The sequence below is a fragment of the Mesorhizobium mediterraneum genome, from assembly GCF_002284565.1.
In the GTDB taxonomy this organism is placed as follows: domain Bacteria; phylum Pseudomonadota; class Alphaproteobacteria; order Rhizobiales; family Rhizobiaceae; genus Mesorhizobium; species Mesorhizobium mediterraneum.
Map to the genome: position 1 here is coordinate 162446 of NZ_NPKI01000033.1, position 17040 is coordinate 179485.

The 17040-nt window shown below is 62.5% G+C and carries 17 protein-coding genes; 12 read left to right on the forward strand and 5 right to left on the reverse strand.

The annotated features are described in order from the left end of the window. Positions 1 to 9: 9 nt before the first annotated feature. Positions 10 to 870 (forward strand): thermonuclease family protein, encoded by an 861-nt coding sequence (locus CIT25_RS26435; RefSeq protein ID WP_095487975.1) that lies wholly within the window; start codon positions 10 to 12, stop codon positions 868 to 870. On the opposite strand, the gene CIT25_RS26440 is transcribed toward CIT25_RS26435, so the two are convergent. Next, a complete protein-coding gene (locus CIT25_RS26440) occupies positions 833 to 2482 on the reverse strand; it encodes a lysine--tRNA ligase (protein ID WP_095488080.1) in 1650 nt (549 codons plus the stop codon). The genes CIT25_RS26435 and CIT25_RS26440 overlap by 38 nt on opposite strands. A gap of 170 nt (positions 2483 to 2652) precedes the next feature. On the opposite strand from CIT25_RS26440, the gene CIT25_RS26445 reads away from it, so the two are divergent. Then, positions 2653 to 3063 (forward strand): tellurite resistance TerB family protein, encoded by a 411-nt coding sequence (locus tag CIT25_RS26445; RefSeq protein WP_095487976.1) that lies wholly within the window; start codon positions 2653 to 2655, stop codon positions 3061 to 3063. Positions 3064 to 3147: 84 nt separating this feature from the next. Here CIT25_RS26445 and CIT25_RS26450 read toward each other — a convergent pair whose 3' ends face one another. Beyond that, entirely contained in the window at positions 3148 to 3996 is an 849-nt protein-coding gene (locus tag CIT25_RS26450; protein WP_425351758.1) for an ABC transporter substrate-binding protein, read from the reverse strand. A gap of 256 nt (positions 3997 to 4252) precedes the next feature. On the opposite strand from CIT25_RS26450, the gene CIT25_RS26455 reads away from it, so the two are divergent. From CIT25_RS26455 to CIT25_RS26465, 3 genes are all read left to right on the forward strand, one after another. After that, positions 4253 to 4984, forward strand: a complete 732-nt coding sequence (locus tag CIT25_RS26455) for a helix-turn-helix transcriptional regulator (protein WP_095487979.1) — start codon at positions 4253 to 4255, stop codon at positions 4982 to 4984. Between the two features lie 97 nt (positions 4985 to 5081). Beyond that, positions 5082 to 5720 carry an acyl-homoserine-lactone synthase gene (locus CIT25_RS26460; RefSeq protein ID WP_095487981.1) on the forward strand — a complete coding sequence of 213 codons (639 nt, stop codon included), beginning with the start codon at positions 5082 to 5084 and terminating at the stop codon, positions 5718 to 5720. A gap of 14 nt (positions 5721 to 5734) precedes the next feature. Beyond that, positions 5735 to 6481 carry an enoyl-CoA hydratase-related protein gene (locus CIT25_RS26465; RefSeq protein WP_095488082.1) on the forward strand — a complete coding sequence of 249 codons (747 nt, stop codon included), beginning with the start codon at positions 5735 to 5737 and terminating at the stop codon, positions 6479 to 6481. A gap of 68 nt (positions 6482 to 6549) precedes the next feature. Here the strand turns inward: CIT25_RS26465 and ppk2 are convergent, their stop codons facing one another. Continuing rightward, positions 6550 to 7455 carry a polyphosphate kinase 2 gene (gene ppk2, locus CIT25_RS26470; protein WP_095487983.1) on the reverse strand — a complete coding sequence of 302 codons (906 nt, stop codon included), beginning with the start codon at positions 7453 to 7455 and terminating at the stop codon, positions 6550 to 6552. A gap of 163 nt (positions 7456 to 7618) precedes the next feature. Between ppk2 and CIT25_RS26475 the strand changes: the two genes are divergently transcribed. The 3 genes from CIT25_RS26475 to CIT25_RS26485 all read left to right on the forward strand — a co-directional run bounded on the left by CIT25_RS26475 (position 7619) and on the right by CIT25_RS26485 (position 10846). Continuing rightward, positions 7619 to 8881, forward strand: a complete 1263-nt coding sequence (locus tag CIT25_RS26475; RefSeq protein WP_095487985.1) for an ATP-binding protein — start codon at positions 7619 to 7621, stop codon at positions 8879 to 8881. A gap of 98 nt (positions 8882 to 8979) precedes the next feature. Continuing rightward, complete coding sequence (gene phoU, locus CIT25_RS26480) at positions 8980 to 9705, forward strand: phosphate signaling complex protein PhoU (protein WP_095487987.1); 726 nt, start codon at positions 8980 to 8982, stop codon at positions 9703 to 9705. A gap of 133 nt (positions 9706 to 9838) precedes the next feature. Next, entirely contained in the window at positions 9839 to 10846 is a 1008-nt protein-coding gene (locus tag CIT25_RS26485; RefSeq protein WP_095487989.1) for a magnesium and cobalt transport protein CorA, read from the forward strand. Between the two features lie 98 nt (positions 10847 to 10944). Here the strand turns inward: CIT25_RS26485 and CIT25_RS26490 are convergent, their stop codons facing one another. Continuing rightward, a complete protein-coding gene (locus tag CIT25_RS26490) occupies positions 10945 to 11463 on the reverse strand; it encodes a GcrA family cell cycle regulator (RefSeq protein ID WP_095487991.1) in 519 nt (172 codons plus the stop codon). A 355-nt stretch (positions 11464 to 11818) separates the two neighbouring features. Here CIT25_RS26490 and CIT25_RS26495 point away from each other — a divergent pair, with 355 nt between their 5' ends. The 3 genes from CIT25_RS26495 (at position 11819) to CIT25_RS26505 (ending at position 15105) form a co-directional block, all read left to right on the forward strand. Continuing rightward, entirely contained in the window at positions 11819 to 13018 is a 1200-nt protein-coding gene (locus tag CIT25_RS26495) for an aspartate aminotransferase family protein (protein ID WP_095488084.1), read from the forward strand. Positions 13019 to 13035: 17 nt separating this feature from the next. Next, the gene (argF, locus tag CIT25_RS26500; RefSeq protein ID WP_095487993.1) at positions 13036 to 13947 is read left to right on the forward strand and encodes an ornithine carbamoyltransferase; all 912 of its coding nucleotides are present in this window, start codon (positions 13036 to 13038) and stop codon (positions 13945 to 13947) included. A 123-nt stretch (positions 13948 to 14070) separates the two neighbouring features. Further along, the gene (locus CIT25_RS26505) at positions 14071 to 15105 is read left to right on the forward strand and encodes an Hsp33 family molecular chaperone (RefSeq protein WP_095487995.1); all 1035 of its coding nucleotides are present in this window, start codon (positions 14071 to 14073) and stop codon (positions 15103 to 15105) included. 155 nt (positions 15106 to 15260) lie between these two features. On the opposite strand, the gene apaG is transcribed toward CIT25_RS26505, so the two are convergent. Further along, positions 15261 to 15653 (reverse strand): Co2+/Mg2+ efflux protein ApaG, encoded by a 393-nt coding sequence (apaG, locus tag CIT25_RS26510; RefSeq protein WP_095487997.1) that lies wholly within the window; start codon positions 15651 to 15653, stop codon positions 15261 to 15263. Positions 15654 to 15878: 225 nt separating this feature from the next. Here apaG and CIT25_RS26515 point away from each other — a divergent pair, with 225 nt between their 5' ends. Next, a complete protein-coding gene (locus CIT25_RS26515) occupies positions 15879 to 17033 on the forward strand; it encodes a ceramide glucosyltransferase (RefSeq protein WP_095487999.1) in 1155 nt (384 codons plus the stop codon). Positions 17034 to 17040: the final 7 nt, after the last annotated feature.

Below are 17040 nucleotides of genomic sequence, written 5' to 3' on the forward strand. Positions count from 1 at the left end.
GGGCCGCCGGTGCGTCCGCTTCATGCAGCCGCTGCGGTGTTGACGATTTTGGTGACAGGGGCCGCGATCGTCGCCGGCGGCCGCGCCGTGCAGCATGACGAAAGCGTCCGTGTCGCAGCTCGGGCGCAGGCCGGCATGGCGGCGCAATCCGAGGCGCCTGCTACATCAGCGATTCCCCGACCCAAGATGGTAAGGCCGGAGGTCCATTCCAGGGCCATCGATCCCGAGGTCATCGCGCCGCCGCAACTTCAGTCCGAAGAGCTTGAACGGGTCGAGCCACGCGCGCCGTTGAGCGAGCTGGCGCTGGCCGGACCGCCCAAGCCGCCCAAAACGAAAATGCCCGACGACTGGAACGGGACAAAGCTGTTCCAGCCGGTTGCATCGGCCGCAGGAGTGATCGAGGCCAAGGGCTACTCGGTCGCGATTTCCGGTATCGACATCGTCAGGCAGGACGAAACTTGCACCGACGGCGGCAAGCCCTGGACGTGCGGCACCCGGGCGCGAACGGCGTTCCGTGCTTTCCTGCGCGGCCGGGCGGTGGTCTGCACGGTGCCGCCCGAGGGCGGCCGCGACCTGGTCGCCGCCGAATGCCGCGTCGGCAACCAGGATGTCGGCCAGTGGTTGATCGAAAACGGCTGGGCACGCGCCACCAAGAACGGCCCTTACGCCGAGGCCGGCGACAAGGCGCGTACGGCGAGAAAGGGCATTTTCGGGCCGGCGCCCAGTCTCTCCGGCCTGCCTCCGGCACCAGCCCCTGTCGCTGCCGCATCGCAACCGACGCAGCCGATTCTCGATCCGTCGGCGACGGCTACGCCGCCAACCGAGACGACGGCTACGCCACCAGCTGACCAGCCAACGCCTTCTGAATGAGCGCGCGGGTCTCTGCGATGCCATAGAGCGCGGCGAACGAACCGAAGCGCGGGCCGCGCTCCTGTCCGATCAGCACCTGGTAGATCATCTGGAAGAAGGCGACGGAGACGCCCGGCCCGCCTTCCGGACTCTGCTTCGAATGGTCCTGATAGCGCTCGACCTTGCGCGCGACGTTGAGGGCGGCATTCTGGATCACCTCGCCATCGGCGTCTGGCGGCAACGCGGCGAGCGCTTCGGAGAGTTTCGTCAGCGCCTCGCGCTCGACCCCGTCGGCGGCCCGGTACACCTTGGCCGGCTTCACGAAATCGTCGAAATAGCGGATCGCATATTCAGCCAGCCGGTCGAGCTCGGGATGGGTCGTTGGCGTCACACCCGATGTGTGGCGCGAAATGAATCCCCACAGCACGTCCCTGTTCTGGGCGTTCGAGGCGCTGACCAGATTCAGCAGCAACGCGAACGACACCGGCAGGTCGACGACAGGCGGGTTACCGTCATGCATATGCCAGACGGGATTTCCCAGCCGCTCCTTCCACTCCTGCCGGCGATAGGCGGACAGAAAGGCGTAATACTCGTCCACCGCCTTCGGAATGACGTCGAAATAGAGTTTCTTGGCCTGCCGCGGCCGCTGGTACATGTACAGCCCGAGGCTTTCGGTCGGTGCATAGGTCAGCCATTCGTCTATGGTCAGTCCGTTGCCCTTCGACTTTGAAATTTTCTGGCCGTTCTCGTCCAGGAACAGTTCATAGACGAAATGCTCCGGCGCCCGCCCACCTAGGATGTTGCAGATACGGTCGTAGATCACCGCATTCGTCTGGTGGTCCTTGCCGAACATTTCGAAATCGACGCCGAGCGCCGCCCAACGCATGCCGAAATCGGGCTTCCATTGCAGCTTCACCTTGCCGCCAGTTATGGGAAGTGTTGTCTCGGTGCCGTCATCGTCGAAGGTGATGGTGCCGGCCTTGGCGTCGACATGCTTCATGGGAACGTAAAGCACGCGGCCGCTCTTGGGGGAAATCGGCAAGAACGGACTGTAGGTCGCCTGGCGCTCTTCGCCGAGCGTCGGCAGCATCACGTCCATAATTTTGTCAAAACGTTCGGCAGCGCGCAGCAGAACTTCGTCGAAACGGCCAGCCTTGTAGTATTCCGTCGCGCTGGCGAACTCGTAGTCGAAGCCGAACGTGTCCAGGAAGCGGCAAAGCATTGCGTTGTTGTGGTCTGCGAAGCTCGCATAGTCGCCGCCGAAAGGATTGGGGACGGACGACAGCGGCTTGTGCAGGTGCGGCTCGAGTGCGGCGCGATCCGGGACGTTGTCCGGAATCTTGCGCATACCGTCCATGTCGTCGGAAAAGCACAAGATCTTGGTCTTGACCGTGTCTCCGGTAAGCACACGGAAAGCGTGGCGCACCATCGAGGTGCGTGCGACCTCGCCGAAAGTACCGATGTGGGGCAGCCCCGACGGACCGTAGCCGGTCTCAAACAGGACGGTCTCGGGAAAGTCAGTGCCTTTGTAGCGCTCGACGATCTTCCTGGCTTCCTCGAACGGCCAGGCCTTGCTTTCACCCGCCGCCGCAAGCACCTCGGGATTGAGATCGATGATGTTTGATCCCGCCATGTCACTGTTTTCCAAATCATTCGCCGGCATCGCCGCAGAAGGGGGCCGGAAGAGGTTTTTTCAACCGGTCTCTAGGCGTGCCTGCCGTGGGCGTCAACGATCGCGGCTCTTTTTCCTTGCGGCGTTGGTGCCTCGTTCCTAACTTCGGAGCCCGTTCGAGGAGTTTTCAAATGTCGTTGCCGCCGCATGAAGCCCTGATCTATCTGATGGTTATCACCTCCGCGTCCGATCGCGACATGACCGATGTCGAATTGGCGCGGATTGGCGACGTCGTCCGCTCGTGGCCGGTGTTCGAGGATTTCGACCACGACCGAGTCGTTGGCGTCGCCCAGGATTGCCAGCAGATGCTGCATGAAAAGGACGGGCTGGAAGGCGTCCTCGCGCGCGTCGCCGAGTCGCTGCCTGAGCGGCTCCACGATACCGCCTATGCCGCCGCTTTCGAGGTCGCGGCCGTCGATCTCGAAATGCGGATGGAAGAGGTGCGGGTGCTGCAGCTCATCCGCCGCCAGCTCGATCTCGATACGCTGACCGTCGCCGCGATCGCCCGTGCCGCCAAGGCCCGCCTTCGCACGCTGACCTGATCCAGGCACTGAAGGGTCAAAAGATGCTGATCGGACCGGATCAGAAAAAGCCGGGCCGGATCAGAAAAAACTGACCGGGCCGGATCAGAAAAAACTGACCGGGAAATAGCGCAGATAGAATTCGGCGAAGATGCCCTTCACCGAAATCTCCTGCAGCGCGTAGTCGAACGCTGCGGCGAGCGCCGGATCGTTGGCCCTGGTGGCGATGGCCATGCCCGAGCCCAGATATTCGGGTGCCAGATAGGGGCCGCCAGCAAAGCGGCAGCAGGCTGCTGCATCCGAACCGCCCAACCAGAAGGCGAAGCGCATGCCGTCGCCGAAGGCGGCGTCGACCTTGCCGGCCTTGAGGCCATCATAGAGTTCTTCCGGCCGGTCGAAGGGAACGACCTGAACGGTGCCGAAATAATCGCGCAACATCCGCTCATGCGCGGAACTGGCGACCACGCCGACGCGCTTGTCGCGCAGTCTGTCGAAGATCGGTTCCGTCAGCGCCTTTGTCTTCTGCATGATGAAGCGCGCCGGAAACTGCAGGTAGGAACGTGAGAAGGCATATTTCGACCGCGACTCCGGCGTGGCGGCGATGCCGGCAATGATCGCTTCGCCTTCGCCCTTCTGCAGCGCCCCTTCGAGCTCGGCCCAGGGCAGCGCCTGGATTTGGCATTTTTCCGCGATGCCGAGTTCGGCGCAGATGGCGCGCGCCAGATCGACGTGGAAGCCGGACAACCGGCCTGCCCCGTCGAGGAAATTGAAGGGCGGGAAATCGGTGGTGGTCAGGAATCTCAGACGCGGCAGTGCGGAAAGGTCCGGCTTTGGCAGCCGCTCCTTGGCATCCCACAGCACCGGCACTTGCGGCTCCGCGGCACGCGCACTCGTGAGCAACTGTGCCCCCGTCATTACCAGCATCAGGACGATGGATATCCACCGAATTGCCACGACCGGAGCTCCGCCCTGTTCTGTCCAGATTGGCTTTTCGTACGAAAATGGTGCAGGCACAACGGTTTTTGATTTCATCACGCCGATTTAGGGATATGGTTTAGCGAGTTTGCAAACGTGTGCGGCGTCGGCTGGAGGGGAGCAAGGCACTGCAAGCAGAGGAGAGCAGGTTTGTAATCCGGGGTCGATGGCAAAGTGCAGATCAGGCACTGGACGTTGATCTCAACGCGGAAGGCAACATGGGGTAGATGTTGCGATGGGCCACTTCGATCGCACACTGGAATTCATAGATCAGTTGCAGCACGCCGACACAGCGGCGGCGGTCTGCCAAAAACTGCTTGGCATAACCTCGGAGTTCGGCCTGACGGCGCTTATGGCCGGGACGGTTCCGCAGCCAGGCACCCCGCGAGGCCAGCAAAAGGACCATGTGCTGCTCTGTGACTGGCCGGGAGAATGGCTGGAGCGCTATGTGGCGCGCAACTATGTCGACCATGACCCCGTCGTCAGTCACATGAAGCAGCTGCAGGCGCCGTTCCAGTGGCGGGAAGCGTCTCAGGGCATTCGCATCGACAAGAGCAGTGGCGAGGTGATGGGCGACGCCAGCGAATTCAAACTGCGCGACGGCATGGCCTTCCCGCTGGTCACGCTCGACGGTCAGATCGTTATGGTGTCGCTCGGCGGCGAGGCCGTGGAACTGTCGGGAGCCGAGTTCGGGCAGGTATCGCTGGCAGCGACCTATGCGATCGGCCGCGCCATGCAACTCCACACGATGGCGGCCAAGACCATCGACCACGTCGAACTGACGCCGCGTGAGCGCGAATGCATGCAATGGGCCGCCGTCGGCAAGTCCGAATGGGAGATTTCACAGATTCTCGGCATTTCGGAACACACGTCAGAGAAACACCTTCTTAACGCCAAAAGCAAACTCGGTGCCGTCAACCGGGTGCAGGCGGTCGCGGAAGCGATAAGGCGCGGCTATATTAGCTAGCTCGGCCGTGCCGGCCTAGAAATTCTTGCCTACGTGATCGCGTAATTTTCTCGGGACAGCCCGGCCGTATCTTCCTATTGAACCTAGGAGACGGCAGATGCTTTTTTCCCTTACCACACAGGAACTTATGGAACGTCCCGACCTTTGGGAGGCCGTTCATCGCTTGCGCTACAAGATTTTCGTCGAGGAAATGGGGTGGAGCGATCTGCAGCGCCCCGATGGGCTTGAGATCGATCAGTTCGACCACGACGAGGCGGTGCATCAGCTCGTCATCCGCAACGGCGAGCTTGCCGGTTATCAGCGGATGTTGCCGACAACGCGGGCGCATCTTCTGACCGAGGTGCTGGCGGACCTCTATGAAGGGACGCCACCGTCCGGGCCGAACGTTTGGGAGCTGACCCGCTATGCGGTGGCGCCGGGCTTTCGTGACGGCAAGCGCGGCGTATCGACGGTCGGCACCGAGCTCATTGCCGGCTTCGTCGAGTGGGGGCTGAAGCGGAACGTCAATCAGGTGATCATCGAGTTCGAGCCGATGTGGGTCCTGCGGGCGCTGCAATTGCACTTCCTGGCGAAGCCGCTTGGCTACCAGCGCACCTATGGCAACCAGCAGGTCGTCGCCACGCTGCTCACCTTCAACGAGCATACGCTTGAGGTGGTGCGTTCGCGTCGTAGCCATTTCGCGCCGGTGCTGGCCAGGGGATATCCCGACAGGCTCGGAATGAGGCAGGCCTCGTGAGATTGGAGACAACCATGAACGTCCACACGCAAACGGAGTTCCGCAACCATACGCTGATCGTCTCGGTGTCGTCGGATGACGGCCGGCCGGTGCTGGACAGGCGAGCCTATGAAAGCTTGGCCAAGACCTTCCATGAAGCCGCCGTCGACGATGATGTACGCGTCGTGGTGCTGCGCGGCCTCGCCGGCTGCTTCTGCCTCGGCGGCGACTTTTCCGAGTTCCTCGACGCCACCAAGCATCAACGATTGATCGCCGCCGTCACCGACATGTTCCGCACGCTGGCGACGTTTCCAAAACCGGTCCTTGCCTGTGTCGATGGCGGCGCTGTCGGCGTCGGCTGCACCATCCTGTTCCATTGCGACATGGTGATCGCATCTGATGAAAGCACGTTCCGGGTGCCGTTCGTCGATTTCGGCCTCGTGCCGGACGCGGCGACCAGCATCCTGGCGCCGCAGAAACTCGGTTATGCCGGCGCTTTCCGCTTCTTCTGCCTGGGCGACACGCTCAGTGCCGAGGACGCCAGGATGCTTGGCCTGGTCACGGAGATCGTGGCGGGCGATGTCGAGGAAGCCGCACTTGGCAGAGCCAGGCAACTCGCCAAAAAGCCGGTCGCCGCGCTGCTGCAGACGCGCGACCTGCTCAAGGGCGACACAGGCGCGCTCTGCGATCGCATCGACCAGGAGATTTCGCTGTTTCAGCAGGCTTTGCAGGACGATGCCACGCTGAAGCGACTGCAGCGGATTGCCCGGCTGGCGGCATGAGAAGTCACTCGGGAGAATGACAAGAATGTCCGGAATCGTGCCGCGCGTCTTTGGCGCGCGGCAGTGCTTCAGGCCCGTGTTCCCAGGAACGAAGGCCCTTCCCCGATGATTTTCTTGTCTTCCTTGCCGATGGTGTCGAGGTCGCGGCCCTCATAGGGAAGCGACAACAGGATACGCCGGATGACGGCAAGTCGCGCGCGCCGCTTGTCGTTGGCCCGCACGATGATCCAGGGCGCGAATTCCTCGTGCGTGCGTGCGAACATGAGATCGCGCGCCTTGGTGTAGTCGTCCCATTTGGTGATGCCGGCAATGTCGATCGGCGAGAATTTCCAGCTCTTCAACGGACTCCAGCGGCGATCGTGAAACCGCTCGAGCTGTGTCTCCCGACCGATGTTCAGCCAGAATTTGAAAAAATGGATGCCCTCGTTGCAGATCATCCGTTCAAAATACGGCGTCTCGTCCAGGAATTTCTCATGCTGCTCCGGCGTGCAGAAGCCCATGACCGGCTCGACGCCGGCGCGATTGTACCAGGAGCGGTCGAAAGTGACGAACTCGCCGGACGTCGGAAAGTGCGCGACATAGCGCTGGAAATACCACTGTCCGAGCTCGGTCGGGGTCGGCTTGGTCAGCGCCACATTGCGTGCGGTTCGAGGATTCAGGTACTGGCGCAGCGCAAAGATCGTGCCGCCCTTGCCGGCGGCGTCGCGTCCTTCGAACAGCGACATCACCCGCTTGCCGGTCGATTGCAGCCATGCCTGCGCCTTGACCAGCTCGATCTGCAGCCGCTCGAGCGTCTCGTCGTACTCGTCGCTTTTCATTTTCTTGTCGTAGGGGTAGCCGCCGGCGGTCAGCTTATTGTCCTCGACCCAATTGGGAAGCTTGGGATCCTCGATGTCAAACTCGAGCTCCTTGCCGTCGATCCGTATCTTCAGCGGGCCTGCAACGGGCGCGGCATCTTCCTTGAGTATTTTCATCGAGACGAACCTTTCCAGCTTCCGGACTCATGCTATTGGGAGCCTAACTGCATCGGCCCGAAAATCGGAATCGATTTTCGGAAAGAACGAGGCAGCAGATTAAAAGTGGCAGAGCGTCCTTTGTGCATCCAATTGGACGCACGGCGCGCGTGAATGGCTGACAATGGCTGACATCGGCACAGAACAGCGAAGCAAGGCGCAAGCCGTCGCCAGTCGGTTGTGGAACAGCCGCTGGCTGCTGGCGGCCGGCATCGTCGCGGTCCTGACGGTCTATGTTTTCGCGGCCGGCTATGTGGTGCTGCTGGCATGTGCGGTGCTGCTGCTTGCCGCCGCGATGCTGCCGGCCGGCGTTGCGCGCCAGTCCGCCGGGGATGCCGCGGCGATCGAGGCGAGCGGACTGCAACACCTGTCGGGGGAATATCTGGCGGCGGCCGTTGCCGATCCGCTGATCATCTTCGATCGCACCGCCACGATCGTCCATGCCAACGCCGCCGCCTTCGCCGCCTTCGGCGGCATCGCACCGGGCATGTCGCTGTCGCTGAAATTCCGTGCGCCCGAGATGCAGGCCTTGCTGGACAGTATTTTGTCTGGGGCCGCCGCTTCGGATGTCGTCGACTATACCGAAAAGCTGCCGGTCGAACGGGCTTATCGGGTGAGTGCGTCTTCAGTCGGCCACGGCACCGACCTCTATGTGCTGGTTTTCAAGGACCAGAGCGAGGCGCGCCGGATCGACCGGATGCGCGCCGACTTCATCGCCAATGCCAGCCACGAACTGCGCACCCCGCTCGCCTCGATCTCCGGCTTCATCGAGACGCTGCGTGGCCCGGCCCGCAACGACCCGGCGGCGCGCGAGCAGTTCCTGCAGATCATGCAGAACCAGACCGGCCGCATGGCGCGCCTGATCGATGACCTGTTGTCGCTGTCGCGGCTGGAGATGAAACCCTATCTAAAGCCGGGAACCGAGGTCGATCTCCGCCAGACGCTCGACAGCGTCATCGATTCGCTCGGGCCGCTTGCCAGGGAAAACGGCGTTGCCATTGAGCGGGATTTCGAGAAAGGACCGCTCGATGTGCCCGGGGATCGCGACGAACTTTTCCAGGTCTTCGAAAATCTGCTGGAAAACGCCTGCAAATACGGACAATCGGGTGGACGTGTCGTGGTGACGATTGCTCACAGCGATGACGGTCCCGAACCGGGCATCGACGTCACCATCCGGGACTTCGGTCCCGGCATTCCCGAGGAGCACATCCCGCGCATCACCGAGCGCTTCTACCGCGTCGATGTCGAAAACAGCCGGACCCAGAAAGGCACCGGCCTTGGCCTCTCGATCGTCAAACATATCCTGACGCGCCACAACGCCAGACTCTCGATCAAGTCCGAGGTCGGCAAGGGCGCAGCCTTCTCGGTTCATTTGCCGGCGCATTAGCGCCGCACTACGTATTAAAGGGTTTTTTCTTTTTTCTGTCATCCGGCTAGCGTATCAGCGGGGATTCGAGGAAACGACTCACTCTGGAAGGCATTTCCATGCAGTCCGTGCACATCGTCAGCGCCTATGACGAGGAGCTGAAATATCTGTCGAAGCGCATCGCCGCGATGGGCGGGCATGCCGAACGCATGGTCGAACAAGCGATCGCGGCCCTGGTCAACGCCGACCCCGGCCTTGCCCAGAAGGTCATCCGTGATGATCTCGTTCTGGACGAAGGGCAGCGCGAGATCGACGACAAGGCGATCGTCATCATTGCCAAGCGCCAGCCGATGGCGACGGATTTGCGCGAGATCGTCGGCGCGATCCGCATCTCGGCGGATCTCGAACGGGTCGGCGACCTCGGCAAGAATGTCGCCAAGCGCGTGGTTGCCGTCACAGAAGGACGCCAGCCGACCAGCCTGTTCCGCGGCATCGAGGCCTTGGCCGACCTAGCGTTGACGCAGCTCAAGGAAGTGCTCGACGTCTACGCGTCGCGCTCGGTGGAAAAGATCGTCTTCGTGCGTGATCGCGACGATCAGATCGACGCCGTGTACACCTCGCTGTTTCGCGAATTGCTGACCTACATGATGGAAGATCCGCGCAACATCACGCCTTGCACGCACCTGCTGTTTTGCGCCAAGAACATCGAGCGGATCGGCGACCACGCCACCAATATCGCCGAGACGATCTACTACATCGTCACCGGCGATCAGATGCCGGCCGAGCGGCCGAAGGGCGACAAGACAGACAAGATTGTTCTCCCGGGAGCGCTACCCGCGAAATGAACGGCCAAAGCGAGAATATCCCGTCTGAACTCATCTCGCTCGGCCTCTCGAACGCTTTATGAAACTGCGCTAAACTATCCGGACGTTAAGCTTCTCAGTTCCCTAGTGAAGGCCATGCTTTCAGGAGGCTGCGATGGAATATGTTCGGGAGTTCATGCCTGCGCCGCCGACGTCCAGCATTATCGCTTCCGGCGTCTACACGGCCGGCCGGCGTATCGCCGACATTCCGATCGAGGAAGCTGGCGAATGGGCAAAGAAGCCAGGCCATGTCGTCTGGATCGGCCTGCTGGAGCCCGACCGCAACCTGTTGCTTCGCGTCCAGGCGCAATTCCATCTGCATGATCTGGCGATCGAGGACGCGGAGCATCCGCATCAGCGGCCCAAGATCGAGCAATATGGCGACGCCTTGTTCATCGTCGCCCGCACGGCTCAATTGATCGACGGTCGTGTCACCTTCGGCGAAACCCATCTGTTCGTCGGTGCCGGCTACATCGTCAGCGTCAGGCACGGTCCATCAACCTCTTATGCCGCCGTTCGTCAGCACTGGGAAAGCTGCCCGCATTCGCTGGCCAAGGGCGAGGATTTCGTCCTCTATGCCATTCTCGATTTCATCGTCGATAACTACATGCCGGTGCTCGAGCAGATCGAGGATGAGGTCGAGGCGATCGAGGACAAGGTTCTGCTGAAACCTATGGCCGGCTCCGACATAGAACGGCTTTACATGCTGCGCCGCGACCTGTTGCGCCTGCGCAATGCGGCACTGCCGCTGGTGGAAGTCTGCCGCCGGCTGACCAGCGCCGACCTGCCGCAGATCCATGCGGCCATGCACCCGCTGTTCCGCGACGTCACGGACCACATCCGCACCGTCCAGGAGAAGATCGACAGCTTGCGGGAGGTTCTCGCCTTTGCCTTCGAGGCGAGCCTTCTAGTTGGTCAGAGCCAGGAAACGGCGATCACCAAGAAGCTTGCCTCATGGGCTGCCATCCTGGCGGTGCCGACGGCGCTCGCCGGCATCTACGGCATGAATTTCAACGACATGCCGGAACTGAGGATGGAATATGGCTATCCGATCGTGCTGGGAGCGATTGTTTTGGTCTGCTCGGTTCTCTACTGGCGCTTCCGCAAGAGCGGCTGGCTGTGAAAGAGAGCGAATAGGAAATAGCGAGTAGCGAATAGGTGAAAATGAAGCTGCTTCCTCGCGGAGGCTCAATCCGTCTCTATTCGCTATTCGCTATTCGCTCAGCGACTGCGGCGCCGCTCCGAGGCCGGCTGGAACGCTATGCGGGAGTGATACTTGCAATAGGGTCCGGTTTCGGCCGCGTCGTTGCCGCAGAAATGGAATTCTTCCGAAAGCGGATCGCCATTCGGCCATTTGCATGTCCGCTCGGTCAACTCGACGAGTTGCAGATGCCGCGAGATCGGCACAACGACGTTCTCGACCGGACGGACGTAATGACGCGTCATCGGTACGGCGTCGAATTGCGCCTGCAGCGCGGTCGCGCCGATCGACGTGGTGATATGCCGCGCTGTGCTTGCCGCCCGCGACACCGATTTCTGGACGGTTGATCCCTGCACGCTCTTCTTCTGGCGTGCCGGCGTGGCGGTCGAGCGTCCGCGGCCCGACAGTTTCAGCCGATGCACCTTGCCGATGACAGCATTGCGGCTGACACCCCCGAGCTGTGCGGCGATCTGGCTGGCGCTCAGTCCCTCCGACCACAATTTTCTAAGAAGTTCGACCCGCTCGTCAGTCCAATTCATGAGACCGCGCTCCTGCTGAAATGTGCGGCGATCGGAATCCTTCCACGATCCGGCTTTCGCCGGGCAGACACCACATATATCGGGTGATTAGGTCCGCCGCACGAAATCTAGTTATTTCTCGACTACAATTACCTTATGCGCTGACTCGGTGACAAGAGTCCGAGGGCCAACACGAATCGGTTTTTTCGGTTTTCCCCAACTTGCCCGGTCGCTTATGAGCCGGCGCCTCGCTGGAGGGCTTGCCGCGCGTCATTGCGCGACGTTTTCGTTGACTTCATGGCCGAAAAACACGATAAGCCGCAAAGGCCGCCGCTTTGGCGGCTTTTTTGATTTTCCGGTACCGGAGACGCATATAATGAGCGGTTCGGCGCTTTTCGAGACCTTTACCCGCGCACCCCTGGCCTTCGACCATGGGGAAGGCACCTGGCTGGTCACCGACAAGGGCGAGCGATATCTCGATTTTGGCGGCGGCGTCGCCGTGAATTCGCTTGGCCACAGCCATCCGCGTCTGGTCTCGGCACTCACCGAGCAGGCGGCCAAGGTCTGGCATGTCTCCAACCTTTACGAGATTCCGGGGCAGAGCCGTCTGGGCGAGCGGTTGGCCGACGCCACCTTCGCCGACAAGGTGTTCTTCACCAATTCCGGCGCCGAGGCGCTGGAATGCGCCATCAAGACGGCGCGGCGCTACCACTTCGTCAAGGGCCATCCCGAGCGCTTTCGCATCATCACCTTCGAAGGCGCCTTTCATGGCCGCACGCTGGCGACCATCGCCGCCGGCGGCCAGTATAAATACCTGGAAGGCTTCGGGCCCAAGGTCGAAGGCTTCGATCAGGTCGGCTTCGACGACATCGACGCCGCCGAAAAGGCGATCACTTCAGAGACCGCCGCAATACTGATCGAGCCAGTGCAGGGCGAGGGTGGCATCCGCCCGGTGCCGACGCAGTCGCTGAAGCGGTTGAGGCAGCTCTGCGAACAACATGGCCTGCTCCTGATCTTCGACGAGGTCCAGTGCGGCATCGGCCGCACCGGAAAACTGTTCGCGCATGAATGGGCTGGCGTCACCCCAGACATCATGGCGGTCGCCAAGGGCATCGGCGGCGGCTTCCCTATGGGCGCCTGCCTCGCCACCGACGAGGCGGCCGTCGGCATGACCGCTGGCGTGCACGGCACCACTTTCGGCGGCAACCCGCTGGCGATGGCGGTCGGCAACGCCGTGCTCGACGTGGTGCTGGAAGACGGCTTCCTGGAGGATGTCCAGCGCAAGGCGTTGCTGCTGAAGCAGGGGCTGGCGAGTGTCGCCGACGAATTTCCTGATATCATCGAAGACATCAGAGGCACCGGCCTGATGCTCGGCTTGAAATGCGCCGCACCCAACACCAAGGTGAACATGGCGTTGCGCGACCAGCATCTGCTGGCGGTTCCGGCCGGCGACAACGTCCTTCGCCTGCTGCCGCCGCTCACCGTCACCGATGCCGAGATCCACGAGGCGCTCGACCGCATCCGCGCCGGCGCCCGGGGCCTGGCCGACGCCATCGCCGCGGCTGCCGCGAAGTAACAGTCGAAAGACCCCAAATGAGCCTTCGCCATTTCACCGATCTTTCCGCCGTTTCTGAGGGCGATCTGCGCTTCATGCTGGACGATGCCGTCGTGCGAAAGGCAAGGCTCAAGGCCGGCGAGCGGACGAAACCGCTCGAAGGCAAGGTGCTGGCGATGATCTTCGACAAGCCGTCGACGCGCACGCGCGTGTCCTTCGACGTCGGCATGCGCCAGCTCGGCGGCGAGACCATCATGCTGACCGGCACCGAGATGCAGCTCGGCCGCTCCGAAACCATCGCCGACACGGCCAAGGTGCTGTCGCGCTATGTCGATGCGATCATGATCCGCACCACATCGCATGACCGGCTGCTGGAGCTGACCGAGAACGCCACCGTTCCCGTCATCAACGGGCTGACCGACGATACCCATCCCTGCCAGCTGATGGCCGACATCATGACCTTCGAGGAACATCGCGGTCCGGTCGCCGGCAAGACCATCGCGTGGACCGGAGACGGCAACAACGTGCTGCATTCGCTTCTGGAAGCCTCGGCGCGGTTCCGCTTCAACCTCAACGTTGCCGTGCCGGAAGGCAGCGAGCCGGCGCAGAAGCATGTCGACTGGTCGACGGCGCATGGCGGCAAGTTGAATTTCACCCGCTCGCCCGAGGAGGCGGTCCACGAGGCCGACTGCGTTGTCACCGACTGCTGGGTGTCGATGGGCCAGGAGCACCGTGCCCGCGGCCACAATGTCTTCTCACCCTATCAGGTCAACGCGGCGCTGATGGCGAAGGCAAAGCCCGACGCATTGTTCATGCACTGCCTGCCGGCGCATCGCGGCGAGGAGGTCACCGACGAGGTCATCGACGGGCCGCATTCGGTGGTGTTCGACGAGGCCGAGAACCGGCTCCACGCCCAGAAGGCGGTTCTGGCCTGGTGCCTCGGCGCTTGATCCGGGCCACCTTGATCCGGGCCACCTTGATCCGGCCCACCTTGATCCGGCAATGTGTGGTGCCTATCTCAGGCGCATCACGCAAATCGAGCGCGTTTCGACGCATGCGCCCCGGAGGGCGGCATGGCCGCGCCCCGGAGCTTTGTTATGTTGGAAACTCATCAATTGGCTGAACATCAACCCAAACTCGGCGAGTTCGGCTATGCCGGCGACGATCATGTCGTGCCCTTCGAGGTCGGCCCGCTCGACGTGCGTGGCCGCACCGTCCAGCTCGGGCCGATGCTCGACGCGATCCTCAGCCGTCATGACTATCCCGAGCCGGTCGCCCGCCTGCTGGCGGAAGCCTGCGTGCTGACGGTGCTGCTCGGCACCTCGCTCAAATTCGAGGGCAAGTTCATCCTGCAGACCCGCACCGACGGGCCGGTCGACATGCTGGTTGCGGATTTTTCCACGCCGCAGGCTCTGCGCGCCTATGCGCGCTTTGATGCCGACCGGCTGGAAGCGCTGACGTCTGCCGGCGAGACCTCGCAGCAGACGCTGCTCGGCAGCGGTGTCCTGGCCCTGACCATCGACCAGGGCGCCCACACGCAACGCTATCAGGGCATCGTCCAGCTCGACGGCGAGACGCTGGAAGAGGCCGCGCGCACCTATTTCCGTCAGTCGGAGCAGATCCCGACCGATCTCAGGCTCTCGGTGGCCAAGCTGTTGACGCCCGGCGTCGGCGGTGCCCGCGAGCAATGGCGTGCCGGTGGCATTCTGGCGCAATTCCTGCCGCAATCGCCCGAACGCATGCGCGTGCCCGACCTTCCGGGCGGCGACGGCGATCCGCGTGAGGAGATCCACGATCCGGCCGACAATTCCTGGCAGGAACTGCTGGCGTTGCTTGGAACGATCGAGCCGACGGAGATGATCGATCCGACGATCGGCGCCGAGCGCTTGCTTTACCGGCTGTTCCACGAGCACGGCGTCCATGTCTTCGGCGGCGTGCCGGTCGCCGACCAGTGCTCATGCTCCAAGGAGAAGATCCGCGGCATCCTCGAAGGCTTCTCCGCCGACGAGATCAGGGACAGCACCGAGGATGGCGGCATTCACGTCGCCTGCGAATTCTGCTCGAAGCAATATGACTTCGATCCGGCGGAGTTCGGCTCGGCACAGTAAAGTGGATAGCGTTGGCGCTGCCCCTCACCCTCACCCTCTCCCCATAAGGACGGGGAGAGGGGGGCGCTGGAGCTTGTCCCTTCTCCCCGTCCTTTACGGGGAGAAGGTGCCGGCAGGCGGATGAGGGGCGGCGCGAACGGCCGATGCTTTCTCTCTCAGTTCACCGTCCGCCGTGTGCCCGGCAAGTCGAGCGAAAAGGCGGGGATGGCGATATCAAACGTCTCGCCCCGCTTGTTGCGCATCGTGTAGTGGCCGACCATGATGCCGGACGGCGTCGAGAGCGGGCAGCCGGATGTATATTGATAACTGTCGCCGGGGTTGAGTTCGGGCTGGTCGCCGACAACACCGGCGCCGCGCACTTCCTCGACCCGGCCGGTGCCGTCGGTGATGTGCCAGTAGCGTGACAGAAGCTGCACGAATTCATCCGACTGATTGTCGATGGTGACCTGGTAGCCCCAGACATAGCGGTTCTCCGACGGATCGGAGCGATCCTCCAGATAGAACGGCCTGACCTGTACTTCGATGTTGCGCGTAACGGCGCTGTACATAGACTACTCCACAATATGTAGACGGAACTTTCGACGCTCTCCGTGGTTTGGTCAACCGGGTGCTTTCTGGCGTTGTCCGACTCCTTTGAGCGCAGCTGCCGAAGAACAATGTCATTTAAGTGACACATGACAATGATGGTGTGCAGGGCCGGGCGACTCAGCATTCTGTCGAACTGTTGAAAACGGCTTCCATGCGGCCGGTTTTTCTGGAGTGACCAGATATCGATGGAACTGACAGTCACAGCCGCCTTGCTTTCCACAGCTCTGCTCCTTGTCAATCTCGCCAGCATCCTGCTCGCTTCGTTGAAGCTGAAGCGGCCTGGCAGGATCGCGCCGCCAGCCGGCAAGGCGCCTGCGGTGTCGATCGTCGTGCCGTCGCGCGGCGTCGAGCCGTTTGCCGAGGAAACGCTCGAGCGCGTCTTCTCGCTCGACTGGCCGCGCTATGAGCTCATCTTCTGCGTCGCCCATGCCGACGACCCGGTGGTCAGGCCGATCACCGATGCGATCGCCCGCTTTCCGGCCGTGCCGGCCCGGCTGCTCGTCGGCGACGACCGCATCAGCGGCAATCCGAAACTCAACAATTGTGTGAAGGGCTGGGAGGCCGCGCGCCACCGCTGGGTCATCCTTGCCGATTCCAACGTCCTGATGCCGAGGGACTATGTCCAGCATCTGATGGCGACGTGGCGGCCCGACACCGGCCTTGTCTGCTCGACGCCGATCGGCTCGCGGCCGGACGGGTTCTGGGCGGAGGTCGAATGCGCATTCCTCAACACCCTACAGGCGCGCTGGCAATATGCCGGCGAGGTGATCGGCCTCGGTTTTGCCCAGGGCAAGAGCATGTTGTGGGACAAGCCCATGCTCGACGCCAATGGCGGCATCCGTGCGCTTGCCGCCGAGATCGCCGAGGACGCCGCCGCGACCAAGCTGGTCAACGGGCTCGGACTGCGCGTCAATCTCGTCGCCTCGCCCTTTGAGCAGCCGCTCGGTTTGCGCACTCTCGGCGAAATCTGGTCGCGCCAGGCCCGCTGGGCACGCCTGCGCCGCGTCACCTTCCCCCTGTTCTTCGCGCCCGAGATACTGATCGGCGCGGCGATGCCGCTGGCGCTTGCGCTGATTGCGGCGGCCAGCGCCGGCTTCAGCCTGTCGGCAACCGCCATCGCCGTGCTGGTAGTCGCGTATTTGCCGGAATGCGCTCTCGCCTCGGCTAAGGGCTGGCACCTGTCGCTGCGCATGATCCCGGCGATGGTTGCGCGGGACGTGATGCTTCCCGCCATTTGGGCGCGAGGCTGGCTCAGCGGTGCCGTCGACTGGCGCGGCAACACGATGACCATCCACACCAGCGCCGCTGCGGAATTGGAAGAGACCCCGTCGGGCGCCTGACAGCGCC

Bases quoted from the DNA above. Each gene is read 5' to 3' on its own strand.
- CIT25_RS26475 (WP_095487985.1), top strand. From the start codon at position 7,619: ATGGCTGACATCGGCACAGAACAGCGAAGCAAGGCGCAAGCCGTCGCC.
- CIT25_RS26505 (WP_095487995.1), top strand. From the start codon at position 14,071: ATGGCCGCGCCCCGGAGCTTTGTTATGTTGGAAACTCATCAATTGGCT.
- CIT25_RS26445 (WP_095487976.1), top strand. From the start codon at position 2,653: ATGTCGTTGCCGCCGCATGAAGCCCTGATCTATCTGATGGTTATCACC.
- CIT25_RS26440 (WP_095488080.1), bottom strand. From the start codon at position 2,482: ATGGCGGGATCAAACATCATCGATCTCAATCCCGAGGTGCTTGCGGCG.
- phoU (WP_095487987.1), top strand. From the start codon at position 8,980: ATGCAGTCCGTGCACATCGTCAGCGCCTATGACGAGGAGCTGAAATAT.
- apaG (WP_095487997.1), bottom strand. From the start codon at position 15,653: ATGTACAGCGCCGTTACGCGCAACATCGAAGTACAGGTCAGGCCGTTC.
- CIT25_RS26490 (WP_095487991.1), bottom strand. From the start codon at position 11,463: ATGAATTGGACTGACGAGCGGGTCGAACTTCTTAGAAAATTGTGGTCG.
- ppk2 (WP_095487983.1), bottom strand. From the start codon at position 7,455: ATGAAAATACTCAAGGAAGATGCCGCGCCCGTTGCAGGCCCGCTGAAG.
- CIT25_RS26460 (WP_095487981.1), top strand. From the start codon at position 5,082: ATGCTTTTTTCCCTTACCACACAGGAACTTATGGAACGTCCCGACCTT.
- CIT25_RS26465 (WP_095488082.1), top strand. From the start codon at position 5,735: ATGAACGTCCACACGCAAACGGAGTTCCGCAACCATACGCTGATCGTC.
- CIT25_RS26495 (WP_095488084.1), top strand. From the start codon at position 11,819: ATGAGCGGTTCGGCGCTTTTCGAGACCTTTACCCGCGCACCCCTGGCC.
- CIT25_RS26455 (WP_095487979.1), top strand. From the start codon at position 4,253: ATGGGCCACTTCGATCGCACACTGGAATTCATAGATCAGTTGCAGCAC.
- CIT25_RS26485 (WP_095487989.1), top strand. From the start codon at position 9,839: ATGGAATATGTTCGGGAGTTCATGCCTGCGCCGCCGACGTCCAGCATT.
- argF (WP_095487993.1), top strand. From the start codon at position 13,036: ATGAGCCTTCGCCATTTCACCGATCTTTCCGCCGTTTCTGAGGGCGAT.
- CIT25_RS26515 (WP_095487999.1), top strand. From the start codon at position 15,879: ATGGAACTGACAGTCACAGCCGCCTTGCTTTCCACAGCTCTGCTCCTT.